The sequence below is a fragment of the Pseudomonas sp. GD03944 genome (assembly GCF_029839275.1).
Classification (GTDB): domain Bacteria; phylum Pseudomonadota; class Gammaproteobacteria; order Pseudomonadales; family Pseudomonadaceae; genus Aquipseudomonas.
Window position 1 is genome coordinate 25,036 of the sequence record NZ_JAOCAH010000009.1, and the last position, 13,642, is coordinate 38,677.

A 13,642-nucleotide genomic window follows, 5' to 3' on the forward strand; every position below is an offset into this window, starting at 1 on the left:
TCCGGACGGACTCTCCCTCCTGCCCTTTCCTCGAATGCCTCTCTCGTCATCAGCCGATTTTTCGCGCTGCGGATATCGCCTGGGCGGCTGTTTTTCCGTGTTGCCATATTCATCACATGTAATGTGTTGCGCGATCACATGTAAGGGTCTAGTCTTCGGCACATGGACAATAAATCATCAGCCCATTACCAGCGTCTTTACCGCCAGCGCCTGCGCGAGCAGGGGTTGGTGAAGAAGGAAGTCTGGATCTTGCCCGAGCACGCGTCGCTGCTTGCCGCGTTCGAGCGCAAATTGCGCCAGCCTCAGTCGATGCTGGCTTCGATGGAGAAGGAGGAAGGTATGAGCATGCCGCAGGTTTGGACCGCCCAGTCGCTGAGTGAAGCGCTGGCGGCGACGGAACTGTTCCAGAGCGGGCAGGCCGGCATCGAACTGATTCAGGGCGCTGACGCCAGCTTGCACGTGACCATGGTCGAGTACGGCGACCTGCCGTTGTTCGTCGCGGTGTTCGGCGAGCAGATCGTCGTCGAGGCGCTGCTCTGGCCGGCCAGCGATGTGCGCGACCAGACAGCCTTCAACGAGGAAGTGCTGCGTACCCACAAGCTGTTCCCGCTGTCGTCCATCGGCCTGGAAAGGGCGGCCGACGGGCGCGACTGCTACATCATGTACGGCGCGTTGAGTTCGTCCTCGACCCTGTCCGACGTGGTGTTCGAGATCGAGCTGCTGGCGGACAACGTGATCAAGGCCACCGAAGCCTATGAAGGCTTTCTGCAGGCTGGCGCCTGAGAGGAGATGAAGCGATGAATGTCTGGAGCAAAATGCTGACGGCACTGCGTGGCGGTGCCAACGAAATGGGCGAGGCCGTGGTGGACAGCCAGGCCCTGCGTATCCTCGATCAGGAAATCCGCGATGCGGATATCGAGCTGCGCAAGTCCAAGGAAGCCCTGGCCGAAATCATGGCCAGGCATAAACTGGCCAGCGACAAGGTGAGCAAGAGCGCGGCGAGCGTCGCCGAGTACGAGCAGTACGCGCTCAAGGCCCTGGAGGCCGGCAACGAGACCCTGGCCAAGGAAGTGGCCGAGAAGATCGCCAACCTGGAAGTCGAGCAGGCCAGCGAGCGCGAGCAGGCTGACGGTTTCGCCGCCAGCGTGGCGCAGCTGCGCAAGGCCGTGACCCAGGCCGAGGGCAACATCAAGCGCCTCAAACAGCAGGTGGACACGGTCAAGGCCACCGAGAGCGTGCAGAAGGCGCAGATGGCCGTGGCCCAGCGCTACGGCGGCTCCCAGGCCAAGCTGCAGACTGCGGTGGAATCCCTGGAGCGCATCAAGCAGAAGCAGGCCGAACGCGCTGCCAAGATGGAAGCCTCAGCCGAGCTCGCCGCCACCAGCGCGCCGGACGATTCGCTGGAGGCCAAGCTGCGCGCGGCCGGTATCAAGGCCGACAACGCCAGCGCCGACAGCGTGCTGGCGCGACTCAAGGACAAAGCCAAGCCCTGAGCGATCGTTCGCTTGGGCGTGAGCCGGTTCTGACGGCGTCATGAGCGGGAAGGTGCGAGCCATCGCACCTTCCGAATGGATTCAGGAAAAGGAAAGCCATGGAACTCTTCCTCCAGACCGCATTGTCGTTCCCCACGGCGATCTACAGCTTCCTGCTGTGCGTGGCGGTCATCTACTGGCTGGTGGTCGCGGCCGGGCTGCTGGATATCGACCTGCTCGATATCGAAGCCGATTCCGTGATGGAAGGGACCGGGCAGACCGAAGGCCTGGCCGGCCTGCTGTACAAATTCAAGCTCGACGGCGTGCCCGTCACCCTCGTGCTCACCCTGCTGTTCTTCGTCGGCTGGTTTGCCTGCTACTTCATCGAACTCTGGTTGCTGCGTCATCTGCCGCTGGGATTGCTGCGCTATCCCCTGGGGCTGGTGGTGATGGCCGGTGTCCTGGTGCTGGCCATTCCCGCGTGCGCGGTGGTCTGCCGACCGTTGCGACCGCTGTTTCGCAAGGTCGAGGCGGTCAGCAGCAAGTCGGTGCTGGGGCAGGTGGCGGTGGTGCGCAGCAGCAAGGTCACGCTCACGCACGGTGAGGCGGTACTGGAAGACGGTGGCGCCGGCCTCATCCTGCGGGTGCGGGCCGACGAGGCGTTGGGCTTCACGCGCGGCGACCGGGTCGTGCTGTTGGAGTACCTGACGGCCGAGCACGCCTATCGCGTGATTACCGAAGCGGAATTCCGGGGCGTCTGAGGGCCGTTCAGGCACACAGGCGGCCACACAGGGGTACAGGCAGTGAGCGAGCACCCGGCCTGCGTTCGGCGCAGCGAGGTGCCGCAGGTCGTAGGCAGGTCCTCGGGCCGGCTCGCAAAATTAGCAAAGGAGAGTAAGCAGTAATGGAAAACGTCATCCCCTTCATCGTCGGCGCAGGTCTGGTCGTCCTCTTCGTGATCGCCCTGATCGCGTTGTTCAAGGCCTTCTACATCAAGGTCCCGCAGGGCACTGCGCTGATCGTCAACGACATGAGCTCGACGCCCAAGGTGCACTTCACCGGCTCGTTGGTCTACCCGGTGATCCACCTCAAGGAGTTCATGAAGATCTCCCTGATCACCCTGGAAGTCGACCGCCGTGCCAAGGACGGTCTGATCTGCCGCGACAACATGCGCGCCGACATCACCGTGGCCTTCTACCTGCGCGTCAACGAGACCCAGGAAGACGTGCTCAAGGTGGCCAAGGCCATCGGCGTGGAGCGTGCCTCCGACCGCGCCGCGGTGAACGAGCTGTTCAACGCCAAGTTCTCCGAAGCCCTGAAGACCGTCGGCAAGCAGTTCGACTTCGTCGAGCTGTTCGAGAATCGCCAGGACTTCCGCGACCGCATCGTCGAAGTGATCGGCAATGACCTCAACGGTTACGTGCTGGAAGACGTGGCGATCGACTACCTGGAGCAGACCTCCAAGTCCTCCCTGGACCCGAGCAACATCCTCGACGCCGAAGGTATCCGCAAGATCACCGAGCTGACCGCCGCGCAGAACGTCATCACCAATGACCTGGAGCGCAACGAAGAGCTGGCGATCAAGAAAAAGAACGTCGAAACCCGCGAAGCGACCCTGGCCCTCGAGCGCCAGCAGGCCGATGCCGAAGCGCGCCAGAAGCGCGAGATCGAGACCATCCGTGCCCGCGAGGAAGCGGAAACCCTGAAGGTCCGCGAGGAAGAACGCCTCAAGGCCGAGCAGGCCCGCATCCAGACCCAGCAGGAGCTGGACATCCGCGCCGAGAACCACCAGCGCGAAGTGGAGGTGGCCCAGCAGAACCGCCAGCGTGCCGTGGTCATCGAGGTGGAGAAAGTCACCCGCGCCAAGGACCTGGAAGTGGTCTCCCGCGAGCGCGAGGTCGAGCTGCAGCGCATCGAGAAGGAAAAGGCGCTGGAAGAAGAGCGCAAGAACATCGCCGCCGTGGTGCGCGAGCGCGTGGCGGTCGAGAAGACCGTGGCCCAGGAAGAAGAGCGCATCAAGGAAGTGCGTGAAGTGTCCGAGGCCGAGCGCCTGAAGCAGGTCGCCGTGCTCAATGCCCAGGCCGAAGCCGAGCAGGAGCTGGTGCGCCAGGTCAAGCAGGCCGAAGCCGACGAGACCCGTTCCAAGCACAAGGCCATCGAGATCAACACCCTGGCCCAGGCCGAGCTGGAATCGGCGGCCAAGAGCGCCGAAGCCAAGAAGAAACTGGCCGAAGGTATCGAGGCCGAGCGCGCCGCGCCTGGCCTGGCCGATGCGCGTGTGCGTGAAGTTACCGCCGCGGCGAAAGAGAAGGAAGGCCTGGCCGAGGCCCGCGTACAGGCCGAGCGTCTGATCGCCGAAGCCAAGGGCGAGCAGGAGAAAGGGCTGGCCCAGGCGCGTGTCATCGAAGCGCAGGCGGCCGCCAAGGAGAAGGACGGCCTGGCCGAGGCCAAGGTGCTGGAAGAGAAACTCGGCGCCCAGGCACGTGGTGAAGAGCAGCTCGGCACTGCCAAGGCCAAGGCAACCCAGGACCTGGGCATGGCCGAGGCACAGGTGCTGCTGGAGCGTCTGAACGCCGAAGCGGAAGGCCTGGGCAAGAAGTTCGGCGCGCTGGACTCGCTCAGCGACAACGCCCGGGCCCACGAAGAATTCCGCATGCAGCTGGAGAAGAGCTTCGAAGAGGCCATGGCTGCCATCGCCGCCAACAAGGACATCGCCAAGGATCAGGCCGAGGTGCTGGCCACCGCGCTGGCCAAGGCGAAGATCGAGATCGTCGGCGGCGAGGGCGACTTCTTCAACTCCTTCGCCAAGTCGCTCTCTGTGGGCAAGGCCATCGAAGGCGTGGTAGGCAAGAGCCCGGTCGTGCAGGACGTGCTGGCGCGCCTGCTCAACGGCAAGGGCGCTGCGCCGGTGGCGAGCCCGGTCAGCAATGGCCAGGGCACGGCTGAACTCTGATAAACCCTGCCGTGCCGGGAACGGCACGGTTTTCATAAGCAAAGAGGAGTGAAAGATGAAACATCTCGGAAACGTATCGCTGCTGTTGGTGGGCGCCCTGTTGTTGCAAGGTTGCGCCGGTACTGCGCTGAGCACCGAAGGGCAGGGCGTGCGCATCATCTCTGCCGACGAGGCGAAGAAGTGCAAGTTCGTCGACACCGTCAGCAGCAACAACCAGCACACCCTGGTCGGTGAGCCGGAAGAAGACGCACGCAATCAGGCCCGCAACCGCGTTGCCAGCCTGGGTGGCAACGCCCTGCACATCAAGTCCACCAACAACCAGATCGCGCCGTCGGGTGTCGGTTCGATCTTCACGTTGAACGGTGAAGCCTACTCCTGCCGTTAATCCCGGCTCGGTAGTACAGGCGCCGCACGGGTCATCAGTGCGGCGCCAGGTGGGCACCTGCCCGAGCGCGCCCGGCGCCTGAACCCGGGACCCATTTTGCACGAGAACGCCGAAGCCTTCGGACGCTCGTCGCCCATGAACGCTGCTTCTTCAACACATAGGGAATGTTGTATGTCAGAGCCAAGAGACTACCTGGAGATGTCCTTCCGTTCGATCCAGTGCTTCAGCAACGACGGCCGCCTGGACGTGCAGGAGCTGGGCGCGCTGCTGAGCATCGCCGAGCGCGACGGGGTGATCGACGACAACGAGATTCGCGTGCTGAAGAAGATCATCGCGCACATCAAGCCCGAAGAACTCGACCCCGCGATGCGCGACAAGGTCGCCGAGATCGCACAGAAAATCGGCGCCTGATCCGCGCCGAGACCGTTTCCAGCCCAGGGCCCGTGCCGCTGGGCGATGGTCCCCCGGGCGTCGGGGGTACCTTGCTTGCAGACACCGCAGATTCAGGAAGACCACGATGTCGGATGCCGTAGCCCAACCACAGGATGTATTGGACAAAGCCGTCGCCGAAGGCGGCGCCTATGAGGTGCTGCACCGGCGCCTGCAGGAGCAGGGCCAGCGCCTGCGCCAGCTGACCGAAACGCTCAATGGCCAGCGCCTGGCCGAATTCGGCAGCAGCCACATGGAGGCCATCGGCCGGGTCCGCATCCGCACCGAGAACAACTGCATCGCCCGCGACATCGTCCAGGTCGGCGAGTGCCTGCTGTTCGGCTACAACGTGTTCATCGGCCTGAAGAAGGAAACCCACGTCGCCGACGTGTTCTCCCTCTACCGCCTGGTGGAAGGCAGCGATGGCTACGAGGCAGAGCCCGTGCCGCTGGAGGGCAGCTTCCTGGCCCAGGCCAGCTTCGTCGCCGACTTCAACGAGCTGTACACCTACTACAAGAACACCCGCCTGTTGCAGCTGGCCATCCGCGACGGCAAGTTGCTGGCGAGCTTCCAGATCGGCGAACGGATCAGCGACATCCGCGTGTTCCGCTGGTCGATCTCCACCGACGGCAAGGACGTCCGCTACATCGACAACCGGGGCGAGCGCGATATCGCGCTGCCGGCGCCGTTCGACTTCGAGTGGCAGAAGACGTCCCGCGAGATGGTGGTCATGGGCCGCCATCCGCACATGAACATCCTCGACACCGTCTTCGTCGAAACCATCGGCGGCGACCTGACCATCAAGGTCGAGAACAACACCCAGGACGGCCTGGGCATCTACCGCGAAGCCGTGGTGGACAAGACCCAGTCCCTGGACGACGCGCAGATCGAATACGCCCGCCTGGGCAGCCTGATCCTGCTGAAGATCCTGCCGTACCGCGAAGAGCAGTGGCGCTACCTGGTGTTCAACAGCCTGACCCGCCAGGTGGAGCGCATCGACGCCATCGGCCTGGCCTGCGTGCAGTTGCCGGAAGACCACGGCATCATCTTCCCCGGCGGCTACTACCTGCAGAACGGCGAGCACAAGACCTTCGAGCAATCGATGGTCGGCATGCGCTTCAAGCGCTCGGTGCGCTCGCCCAATGGCGAAGACGTGCAGTACATCTTCTACCACCCGGAAGAAGGCCGTGCGGCGCTGTTCACCTACAACATGATCAACCGCCAGCTGCACAACCCGATCTTCGGCCACGGCTACGCACGCCTGGAAGACGGGCGCATGGTGATCTTCTCCGCCGAGGGCAGCGAGCCGACCCGCATCCACCCGATGCAGATCTGGCAGACGCCATTCGAGAGCGAAGACTACGCCGCCCGCCAGCCAGCGCGCAGCGGTTTCTTCGGGCGGATCGGCAACGCCGAGTTGGTGCGCGGGGTGTCCGACCTGCTCAACCTCAGCCGCGAGATCGACAGCCGCGAAGTGTCGGTGGCGCGCTACACCCAGCTGTGCCAGAACACCCGCCGCCTGTTCGACATCTACCACTGGCTGGGCGACGCCCAGTGTGCCGAGCTGGCGCCGCTGCTGCGCGAGGTGGCGTCCACTGGCGAGCTGGTGCTCGACGAGTTCGAGAAGGTCGAGAGCATCCGCCAGCAGTCGGCCCGGGCCATGGCCGAGGCGGAAACCCGGCAGAAGAGCCTGCTGTCCGGCCTGCTGGTCGACAGCTGGGACGAAGTGCAGCATTTCGTCGAGGCGCTCAATGCCATCACCGCCCAGCGCGGCCAGTTGCTGACCATCCGCGATTACCGCTACATCGACGTGGCGCGCATTGACGCCATGGAAGCCGAGCTGCTCGAAGCGCAGGAACGTGCCGCCACCGCCACCTCTGCGTTCCTCGCCAGCGATGCGGCGCTGCAGCCCTACGTGCTGCGCCTGGCCGAGCTGGATGCCCTGGCGCAGAAAGCCGAGAGCGTCACCCAGCTGAATGAGCCGCTGGCCGAGATGCAGGTGATGGCCGGCAACCTGGACATGCTGTCGAGCCTGATGGCGTCGCTGAAGATCGACGACGCCACCCAGCGCACGCGCATCGTCGAGTCGATTTCCGAGGTCTACGCCCGTCTCAACCAGGCCAAGGCCCGCGCCGAGCAGCGCCGCAAGGGGCTGGGTTCGGCCGAGACCGTGGCGCAGTTCGGCGCCCAGTTCAAATTGTTCAGCCAGGGCATCACCAACGCCCTGGCGCTGGCCCAGGACCCGGAGAAGTGCGACGAGCAGCTGTCGCGCCTGCTGGTGCAACTGGAGGAACTGGAAAGCCAGTTCGGCGACCACGAACAGTTCCTCAGCGACATCCTCGGCAAGCGCGAAGAGCTGCTGGAAACCTTCGAGGCGCACAAGCAGAGCCTGCTCGACGAGCGCCAGCGTCGCGCCCAGGGCGTGCTCGATGCCGCCCAGCGCATCCTCGACAGCCTGGGTCGGCGCACCGCGCGCCTGACCCAGATGGACGAACTCAACGCCTTCTTCGCCGCCGACCCGCTGATCCTCAAGCTGCGCGAAATGGCCGAGCGCCTGCGCGAACTGAAGGACAGCGTCAAGGCCGACGACGTCGAGGCGCGCCTGAAGGCGGCCCGGGACCAGGCGGTGCGTGCCCTGCGCGACAAGAGCGAGCTGTTCGAAGAGGGCGGCAACGTCATCAAGCTCGGCCCGCGCCACCGCTTCAGCGTCAACACCCAGGAACTCGACCTGACCCTGATGCCGCGCGGCGATGCGCTGCATTTGCACCTGACCGGCACCGATTTCCTCGAACCGTTGCGCGACGAAACCCTGGAGAGCCTGCGCGATTACTGGCAGGTGTCGCTGGAGTCCGAGTCGCCGACCCTCTACCGGGCCGAGTACCTGGCCGGCCTGGTGCTGGACGCCGCGCTCGCCGGCCGTGACGGGCTCGACCTGGATCAGCTCAAGACCCACCTGGTGCAGCCGGACACCCTGACCCGGTTGATCCGCGACTTCGCCGCGCCGCGCTACAAGGATGCCTACGAAAAGGGTATCCACGACCACGATGCGGCCCTGATCCTCAGCCAGTTGCTGCCGCTGCGCGAAAGCGCCGGCCTGCTGCGCTATGCGCCCACCGCCCGCGGGTTCGCCGCGCTGTTCTGGAACCGCTGGGGCGAGGACATCGAGGCCGAGCTGTGGCCCGAGCAGGCCCGCAGCAGCCTGCACCTGCGCCAGCTGTTCGGCAGCGGCGAGGGTGTGCAGCGCCTGCAGCGCGAAATCGCCACGGCGATGGAGCGCTTCCTGGTCCTGAACCCGCTGCCGGTCACCGCCGCGCAGCGGGAGGCCGCCTCGGCCTACCTGGTGGAAGAGCTGGCGGCCAAGCCCATCGCCTTCACCTTCAGCAAATACGCCCGGCAATTGCTCGAGGGGCTGCAGCAGCGCCTGCAGGCTAGCCACGTGTGGGACGACTACCGCGAGGCACTGGACAACCTGCGCGGTCGCCCGGTGCAGCGCTGGTCGCTGGTGCAGACCTGGCTCGATGGTCTGTGTGCCCAGGACGAAGCGTTGGCGGAACTGGCCGAATACATTCCCGAGGCCGTGGCCATCAGCCTGCTGGACGAGGAGTTCCCGCGCCGCTTCACCGAGGTCGACCTGCGCTTCACGGTCAGCGGCCTGCTCGGCGATCACCCGCGCCTGCAGGACGGAACGCTGGTGCTGGCCATCGACGATTACTTCGCGCGCCTGGCCCAGCACCGTGGCGAGTTCGTGCCGCAGTTGCAGCGCTACCAGGCCCTGCGCCAGGAGGTGATCAACCGCGAACGTCAGGCCCTGCGCCTGTCCGAGTTCAAGCCGCGGCCGCTGTCGTCCTTCGTGCGCAACAAGCTGATCAACGACGTCTACCTGGGCTTCATCGGCGACAACCTGGCCAAGCAGATGGGCACCGCCGGCGAGAACAAGCGCACCGACCTGATGGGCCTGCTGATGCTCATCTCGCCGCCCGGCTACGGCAAGACCACGCTGATGGAGTACGTGGCGCACCGTCTGGGGCTGATCTTCATGAAGGTCAATGGCCCGGCCCTGGGGCACGAAGTGCGTTCCATCGACCCGGCCCAGGCGCCGGACGCCACCTCGCGCCAGGAGCTGGAAAAGCTCAACCTGGCGCTGGAGATGGGCAACAACGTGATGCTGTACGTCGACGACATTCAGCACACCCATCCCGAATTCCTGCAGAAATTCATCTCGCTGTGCGACGGCACCCGTCGCATCGAGGGCGTGTGGAAGGGCAAGACCAAGACCTACGACATGCGCGGCAAGAAGTTCTGCGTGGTGATGAGCGGCAACCCGTACACCGAGTCCGGCGATGTGTTCAAGATCCCCGACATGCTCGCCAACCGGGCTGACATCTATAACCTCGGCGACACCCTGGGCGGCATGCAGGAGGCGTTCGGTCTGAGCTACATCGAAAACAGCCTGACTTCCAACCCGGTGCTGGCGCCGCTTGCCACCCGCGACATGGCCGACGTCTACCGCTTCGTGGCCAAGGCAGAGGGCAAGCCGTTCTCCGCCAACGAGCTGTCGCACACCTACAGCGCTGCCGAGATCAACGAGATCACCTCGACCCTGCAACGCCTGATGCAGGTGCGTGACGTGGTCGGCCGGGTCAACCAGCAGTACATCGTCAGCGCTGCCCAGGCCGATACCTACCGCACCGAACCGCCGTTCAAGCTGCAGGGCAGCTACCGCAACATGAACAAGATGGCAGAGAAGATCAGCTCGGTGATGAACGACACCGAACTGCTGCAGCTGATCGCCGACCACTACCAGGGCGAGTCGCAGTTGCTGACCACCGGTGCCGAGGAGAACCTGCTCAAGCTCGCCGAGTTGCGCGGCAACCAGACGCCCGAGCAGGCCGAGCGCTGGGCGCAGATCAAGCGCGACTTCATGCGCAACAAGGCCATGGGCGGCAGCGACAGCGATGTCGGTGGCCGGGTGGTGGCGCAACTCAACGACCTGGTGGAGGGCGTGCGCAACCTGGCGGCTGGCAAGCCGGCAGGCGAGGCACCGGTCATTCCGTGGGAGCAACTGCTGGCCGGCCTGGACAACCTTAGCAAGCTGCGTCCGCAGGTGGAGGTGGTCACACCGCCGCAACCGGGTACCCAGAAGCTGCTGGAGACCCTGGCTGATAGCCTGCAGAACAGCTTCCTGCCGCTGATCAAGGTGATGGACAAGAAGATCGATATCGACCTCGGCACCCACAATCGCATGGGCGAGATTTCCGGCCAGTTGCGCGAGCTGAGCGAGCAACTGGGCCAGAAGCATCGCAGCACCGACGCGGACGACGAGGCGCCGTGAGATCGCTGGCCGATCTGCGCCTGCTGCTGGCCCTGGCCGGCAGCATGCTGCTGGTGCAGCTCGGCAACAGCGTCAGCGGTGGCGCGCTCAACGTCTGGGGGTTGGTGCCGCGCCATGTCGAAGCGTTGCCCGGCATCCTCTTCGCACCCTGGCTGCACGGCAGCTGGGCGCACCTGCTGAGCAACCTCAGCGGCCTGCTGATCCTCGGTACCCTGGTGCTGCTGCGTTCGCGGCGCGACTTCCTGGCGGCCAGTGCCTTCATCATCCTGGTCAGCGGACTGCTGGTCTGGCTGTTCGGCCGCATCGGCCTGCACATCGGTGCCAGTGGCTGGCTGTTCGGCTTCTGGGGCCTGTTGCTGGCGCGGGCCTGGTTCGAGCGCAGCCTGCTCGACCTGCTGCTGGCCGCGCTAGTGTTCCTGCTCTATGGCGGCTGGCTGTTCGGCCTGCTGCCGCGTGACGGGGTGTCCTTCGAATACCACCTGGCCGGAGCCCTGAGCGGCGTGCTGTACGCCGCGCTCTGGCGCAAGAAACGAACCTGACGAAAAGGAATTTGCATGGATTTCAACCGCCTTGACCAACACCTGCGCGACAGCCTCGCTGACCTGCGTCTGAGCAACGAGGAGCGCGACGAGCTGCGCGAACTGGGCAACGACCTCGGGCCGGACCAGGTGCGCTACATGCGCAACCGGGCGTTCGCCCTGGTGCGCGAGCTGGTTCAGAACCCCGAGGATGCGCTACCGGCCCTGAAATGGCTGGAACAGGTGATCAAGACCCTGGAGGTGCGCTGCTCGCCGATCCGCGGGCAGGCCAGCGCCCACTTCAGCCCGGGCGAAAGCTGCCGCCAGCGCATTCGCGACCTGTGCCGCCAGGCCCGGGAATCGGTGGATGTCTGCGTCTACACCATCTCCGACGACCAGCTCAGCGACGAGCTGATTGCCGTGCACCGCCGCGGGATCGCCGTGCGCATCATCAGCGACAGCGAAAAGCGCTTCGACGTCGGCAGCGACATCCAGCACCTGATCGACTCGGGCGTGCCGCTGCGCATCGACAACAGCCCCTTCCACATGCACCACAAGTTCGCCCTGTTCGACGGCCGCCTGCTGCTCAACGGCAGCTTCAACTGGACGCGCAGCGCCAGCACTAGCAACGAGGAAAACCTCCTAGTGACCGACGATCCGTACCTGGTGGCCGAGTACCGCCGCGAGTTCGACAAGCTGTGGACGCGGTACGCCTGACGTCGAGCGAACGCCAGGCGTCGGGGGAGGGCAGGGCCGTCACGGTTGCCTGTGACGGCGGGTGGGCCTGATCGCCTGTCACACCTGGGGCGCGAGCTGCGCGTCGTAACGCCAGGTGGCGTCTTCTTCCAGGCGTTCGAACAGGCGCTGCTCCAGCCGTTGCTGGCGCGGGACGTCCTGATCCTTCAGGTCATGCACGCGCCGGTAGAGCTGGTTGAGTGAAGATTCCGGGTCCAGGCCTACCAAGGTGCTGAAATCCAGCTGTTCGATGGCGTCCTCCAGGCGACCGGCCGCGATGACGGCGTCCAGCAGGCCGTGCCTGAGCCAGCGGCTGGCTTTGCCCTGGTCGATCAGGCGTTTGGCCTCATCCAGCTCACCGAGCTTGATCAGCGCGGTGGCGATTTCGTCGTTGTGGTACTCGAGCATGTCTTTATCCAGCGCCCAATCGTCCTCCATCTGCTGGCGGGCGTCCTGCAGGCACTGCATGGCCTGCTCATGCTCGCCCAGGGTGTGCAGCAGTTCGCTGTGATGAATGCGCTGCGTCAGGGCGTCGTCGGGCTCCATCCGGGCGATCAGTTGCGTGATGTCCTCCAGGCAGCGGCGGATCGTCCAGCTGTCACGCTGATTGGCTGAGCGTCTGGCCTGGGCCTGGAGCTGGAACCTCAGGTTGAGCAGGCGCATGAAGGGCTCGTCAGGTTGGCCGGCGTGGTCGCTGATCAGGCGCTCGGATTGCCGGATCAGCTCGCTGGCCCAGTAGGACTGTGTCTCGTCGTGGCGTTCGGCCAGGGACAGCAGCAGCCAGTTGAGGCTGGACGGTTCCAGGCGTTGTGCCTCGGCATCCAGCAGTCGCTGGGCCTGTCGGCTGTCGTTGCGCTGGATGTGCCAGTCCACGTACTGCTCCAGCAGGATCGAGTGGACGCTACCCTGGGAGCTGCTCAACAGCTGCTGTGCCAGGTCGTGGCGCTGATCCTGCAACAGCTGCTTCAGGTACGCCTCATAGTCGAGCAGCTCGGTGCTGGGCGACTCCAGCGGTGCGAGCAGTTTCAGGGCATCGGTGTACTGGCCGCCCTGCATGAGCAGTTCCACGACGATTCGCGTGTGCTCTTCACCGAGCGCGGCCAGGGCAATCAGGTCCGGGTAATGGTGCAGCGCCGCCAGGGTTTCCATGAGGGGGCGCCACTCGATGGCCGGCGTTTCGCTGTCCAGCGCCTCTCTGACGAGGCTGATGCTGCTCTGTGCTTCCTCCGCCAGGCCGCAGGCCTGTTGCAGGCGGGCTAGGGTCAGCCGATCCAGGTCGCTGAGCGAGTCATCCTCGGCCAGGCCGTGCAGTTCGTGGCGTGCACCGTCCGGGTTGCCGGCCGCCAGGGCCAGGGCGCCGCGCAACAGGGGCGAACGCGGCGGCTCGCCGCCAATCCGGGTTTGCAGCGCCAGGGCCTTGTCGGCCTGGCCACGGTCCACCAGCTCCTGCAGCAACTGCTCCAGGGCATGGCTGCGGTAGGGCTCGTCGAGACGCTGCAACAACGCCAGGGCGTCCTCCTCGCGGCCGGGTTGCAGCAGCGCGGTTCCCAGCGATGCGTGGGCAATCTGCCAGGCATCGCCCGACAAACGGCCAGCCAGTTGCAGGGCCAATGCGGGGGCACCGTCGCGCAACGTGGCGATGCGATTGATCTGATTGACCCCTTTGAGCGTCAGGTGGGCGTTGGTACCCGCGAATGGGTAGCGGATTTCGCCAGAGGTGCCGGCACTGCCGGAGGCGAACTTGAACACGACAAAGGCGATGATCGCGGCGATGGCCACGGAAACGACGATGAACTCCATGTGGGCTTCCTTTCTGTT

At 65.0% G+C, this 13,642-nt stretch carries 10 protein-coding genes; 9 read left to right on the forward strand and 1 reads right to left on the reverse strand.

Annotation, left to right across the window (positions count from 1 at the left end):
* Nucleotides 1-162: 162 nt before the first annotated feature.
* The 9 genes from N5C28_RS15015 (at nt 163) to N5C28_RS15055 (ending at nt 11,806) form a co-directional block, all read left to right on the forward strand.
* Nucleotides 163-783, forward strand: coding sequence for a YjfI family protein (locus N5C28_RS15015; protein ID WP_279823473.1), 621 nt, complete (start codon nt 163-165; stop codon nt 781-783).
* A 14-nt stretch (nt 784-797) separates the two neighbouring features.
* Nucleotides 798-1,493 carry a PspA/IM30 family protein gene (locus tag N5C28_RS15020; RefSeq protein ID WP_279823474.1) on the forward strand — a complete coding sequence of 232 codons (696 nt, stop codon included), beginning with the start codon at nt 798-800 and terminating at the stop codon, nt 1,491-1,493.
* 98 nt (nt 1,494-1,591) lie between these two features.
* Entirely contained in the window at nt 1,592-2,233 is a 642-nt protein-coding gene (locus tag N5C28_RS15025; protein WP_279823476.1) for a hypothetical protein, read from the forward strand.
* A gap of 143 nt (nt 2,234-2,376) precedes the next feature.
* A complete protein-coding gene (locus tag N5C28_RS15030) occupies nt 2,377-4,425 on the forward strand; it encodes a flotillin family protein (protein ID WP_279823477.1) in 2,049 nt (682 codons plus the stop codon).
* A 55-nt stretch (nt 4,426-4,480) separates the two neighbouring features.
* On the forward strand, nt 4,481-4,810 hold the full coding sequence (locus tag N5C28_RS15035; RefSeq protein WP_279823478.1) for a DUF4156 domain-containing protein: 330 nt from the start codon (nt 4,481-4,483) through the stop codon (nt 4,808-4,810).
* A gap of 171 nt (nt 4,811-4,981) precedes the next feature.
* Nucleotides 4,982-5,221 (forward strand): hypothetical protein, encoded by a 240-nt coding sequence (locus tag N5C28_RS15040; RefSeq protein WP_279823479.1) that lies wholly within the window; start codon nt 4,982-4,984, stop codon nt 5,219-5,221.
* Between the two features lie 106 nt (nt 5,222-5,327).
* On the forward strand, nt 5,328-10,571 hold the full coding sequence (locus N5C28_RS15045) for a DNA repair ATPase (protein ID WP_279823481.1): 5,244 nt from the start codon (nt 5,328-5,330) through the stop codon (nt 10,569-10,571).
* 44 nt (nt 10,572-10,615) lie between these two features.
* Complete coding sequence (locus tag N5C28_RS15050) at nt 10,616-11,110, forward strand: rhomboid family intramembrane serine protease (protein ID WP_279823744.1); 495 nt, start codon at nt 10,616-10,618, stop codon at nt 11,108-11,110.
* Nucleotides 11,111-11,125: 15 nt separating this feature from the next.
* Entirely contained in the window at nt 11,126-11,806 is a 681-nt protein-coding gene (locus N5C28_RS15055; protein WP_279823482.1) for a phospholipase D-like domain-containing protein, read from the forward strand.
* 78 nt (nt 11,807-11,884) lie between these two features.
* On the opposite strand, the gene N5C28_RS15060 is transcribed toward N5C28_RS15055, so the two are convergent.
* Complete coding sequence (locus N5C28_RS15060) at nt 11,885-13,624, reverse strand: hypothetical protein (protein ID WP_279823483.1); 1,740 nt, start codon at nt 13,622-13,624, stop codon at nt 11,885-11,887.
* Between the last annotated feature and the right edge of the window lie 18 nt (nt 13,625-13,642).

Coding starts and splice junctions, on each gene's coding strand:
- N5C28_RS15015 (WP_279823473.1), top strand. CDS start 163: ATGGACAATAAATCATCAGCCCATTACCAGCGTCTTTACCGCCAGCGC.
- N5C28_RS15020 (WP_279823474.1), top strand. CDS start 798: ATGAATGTCTGGAGCAAAATGCTGACGGCACTGCGTGGCGGTGCCAAC.
- N5C28_RS15025 (WP_279823476.1), top strand. CDS start 1,592: ATGGAACTCTTCCTCCAGACCGCATTGTCGTTCCCCACGGCGATCTAC.
- N5C28_RS15030 (WP_279823477.1), top strand. CDS start 2,377: ATGGAAAACGTCATCCCCTTCATCGTCGGCGCAGGTCTGGTCGTCCTC.
- N5C28_RS15035 (WP_279823478.1), top strand. CDS start 4,481: ATGAAACATCTCGGAAACGTATCGCTGCTGTTGGTGGGCGCCCTGTTG.
- N5C28_RS15040 (WP_279823479.1), top strand. CDS start 4,982: ATGTCAGAGCCAAGAGACTACCTGGAGATGTCCTTCCGTTCGATCCAG.
- N5C28_RS15045 (WP_279823481.1), top strand. CDS start 5,328: ATGTCGGATGCCGTAGCCCAACCACAGGATGTATTGGACAAAGCCGTC.
- N5C28_RS15050 (WP_279823744.1), top strand. CDS start 10,616: ATGCTGCTGGTGCAGCTCGGCAACAGCGTCAGCGGTGGCGCGCTCAAC.
- N5C28_RS15055 (WP_279823482.1), top strand. CDS start 11,126: ATGGATTTCAACCGCCTTGACCAACACCTGCGCGACAGCCTCGCTGAC.
- N5C28_RS15060 (WP_279823483.1), bottom strand. CDS start 13,624: ATGGAGTTCATCGTCGTTTCCGTGGCCATCGCCGCGATCATCGCCTTT.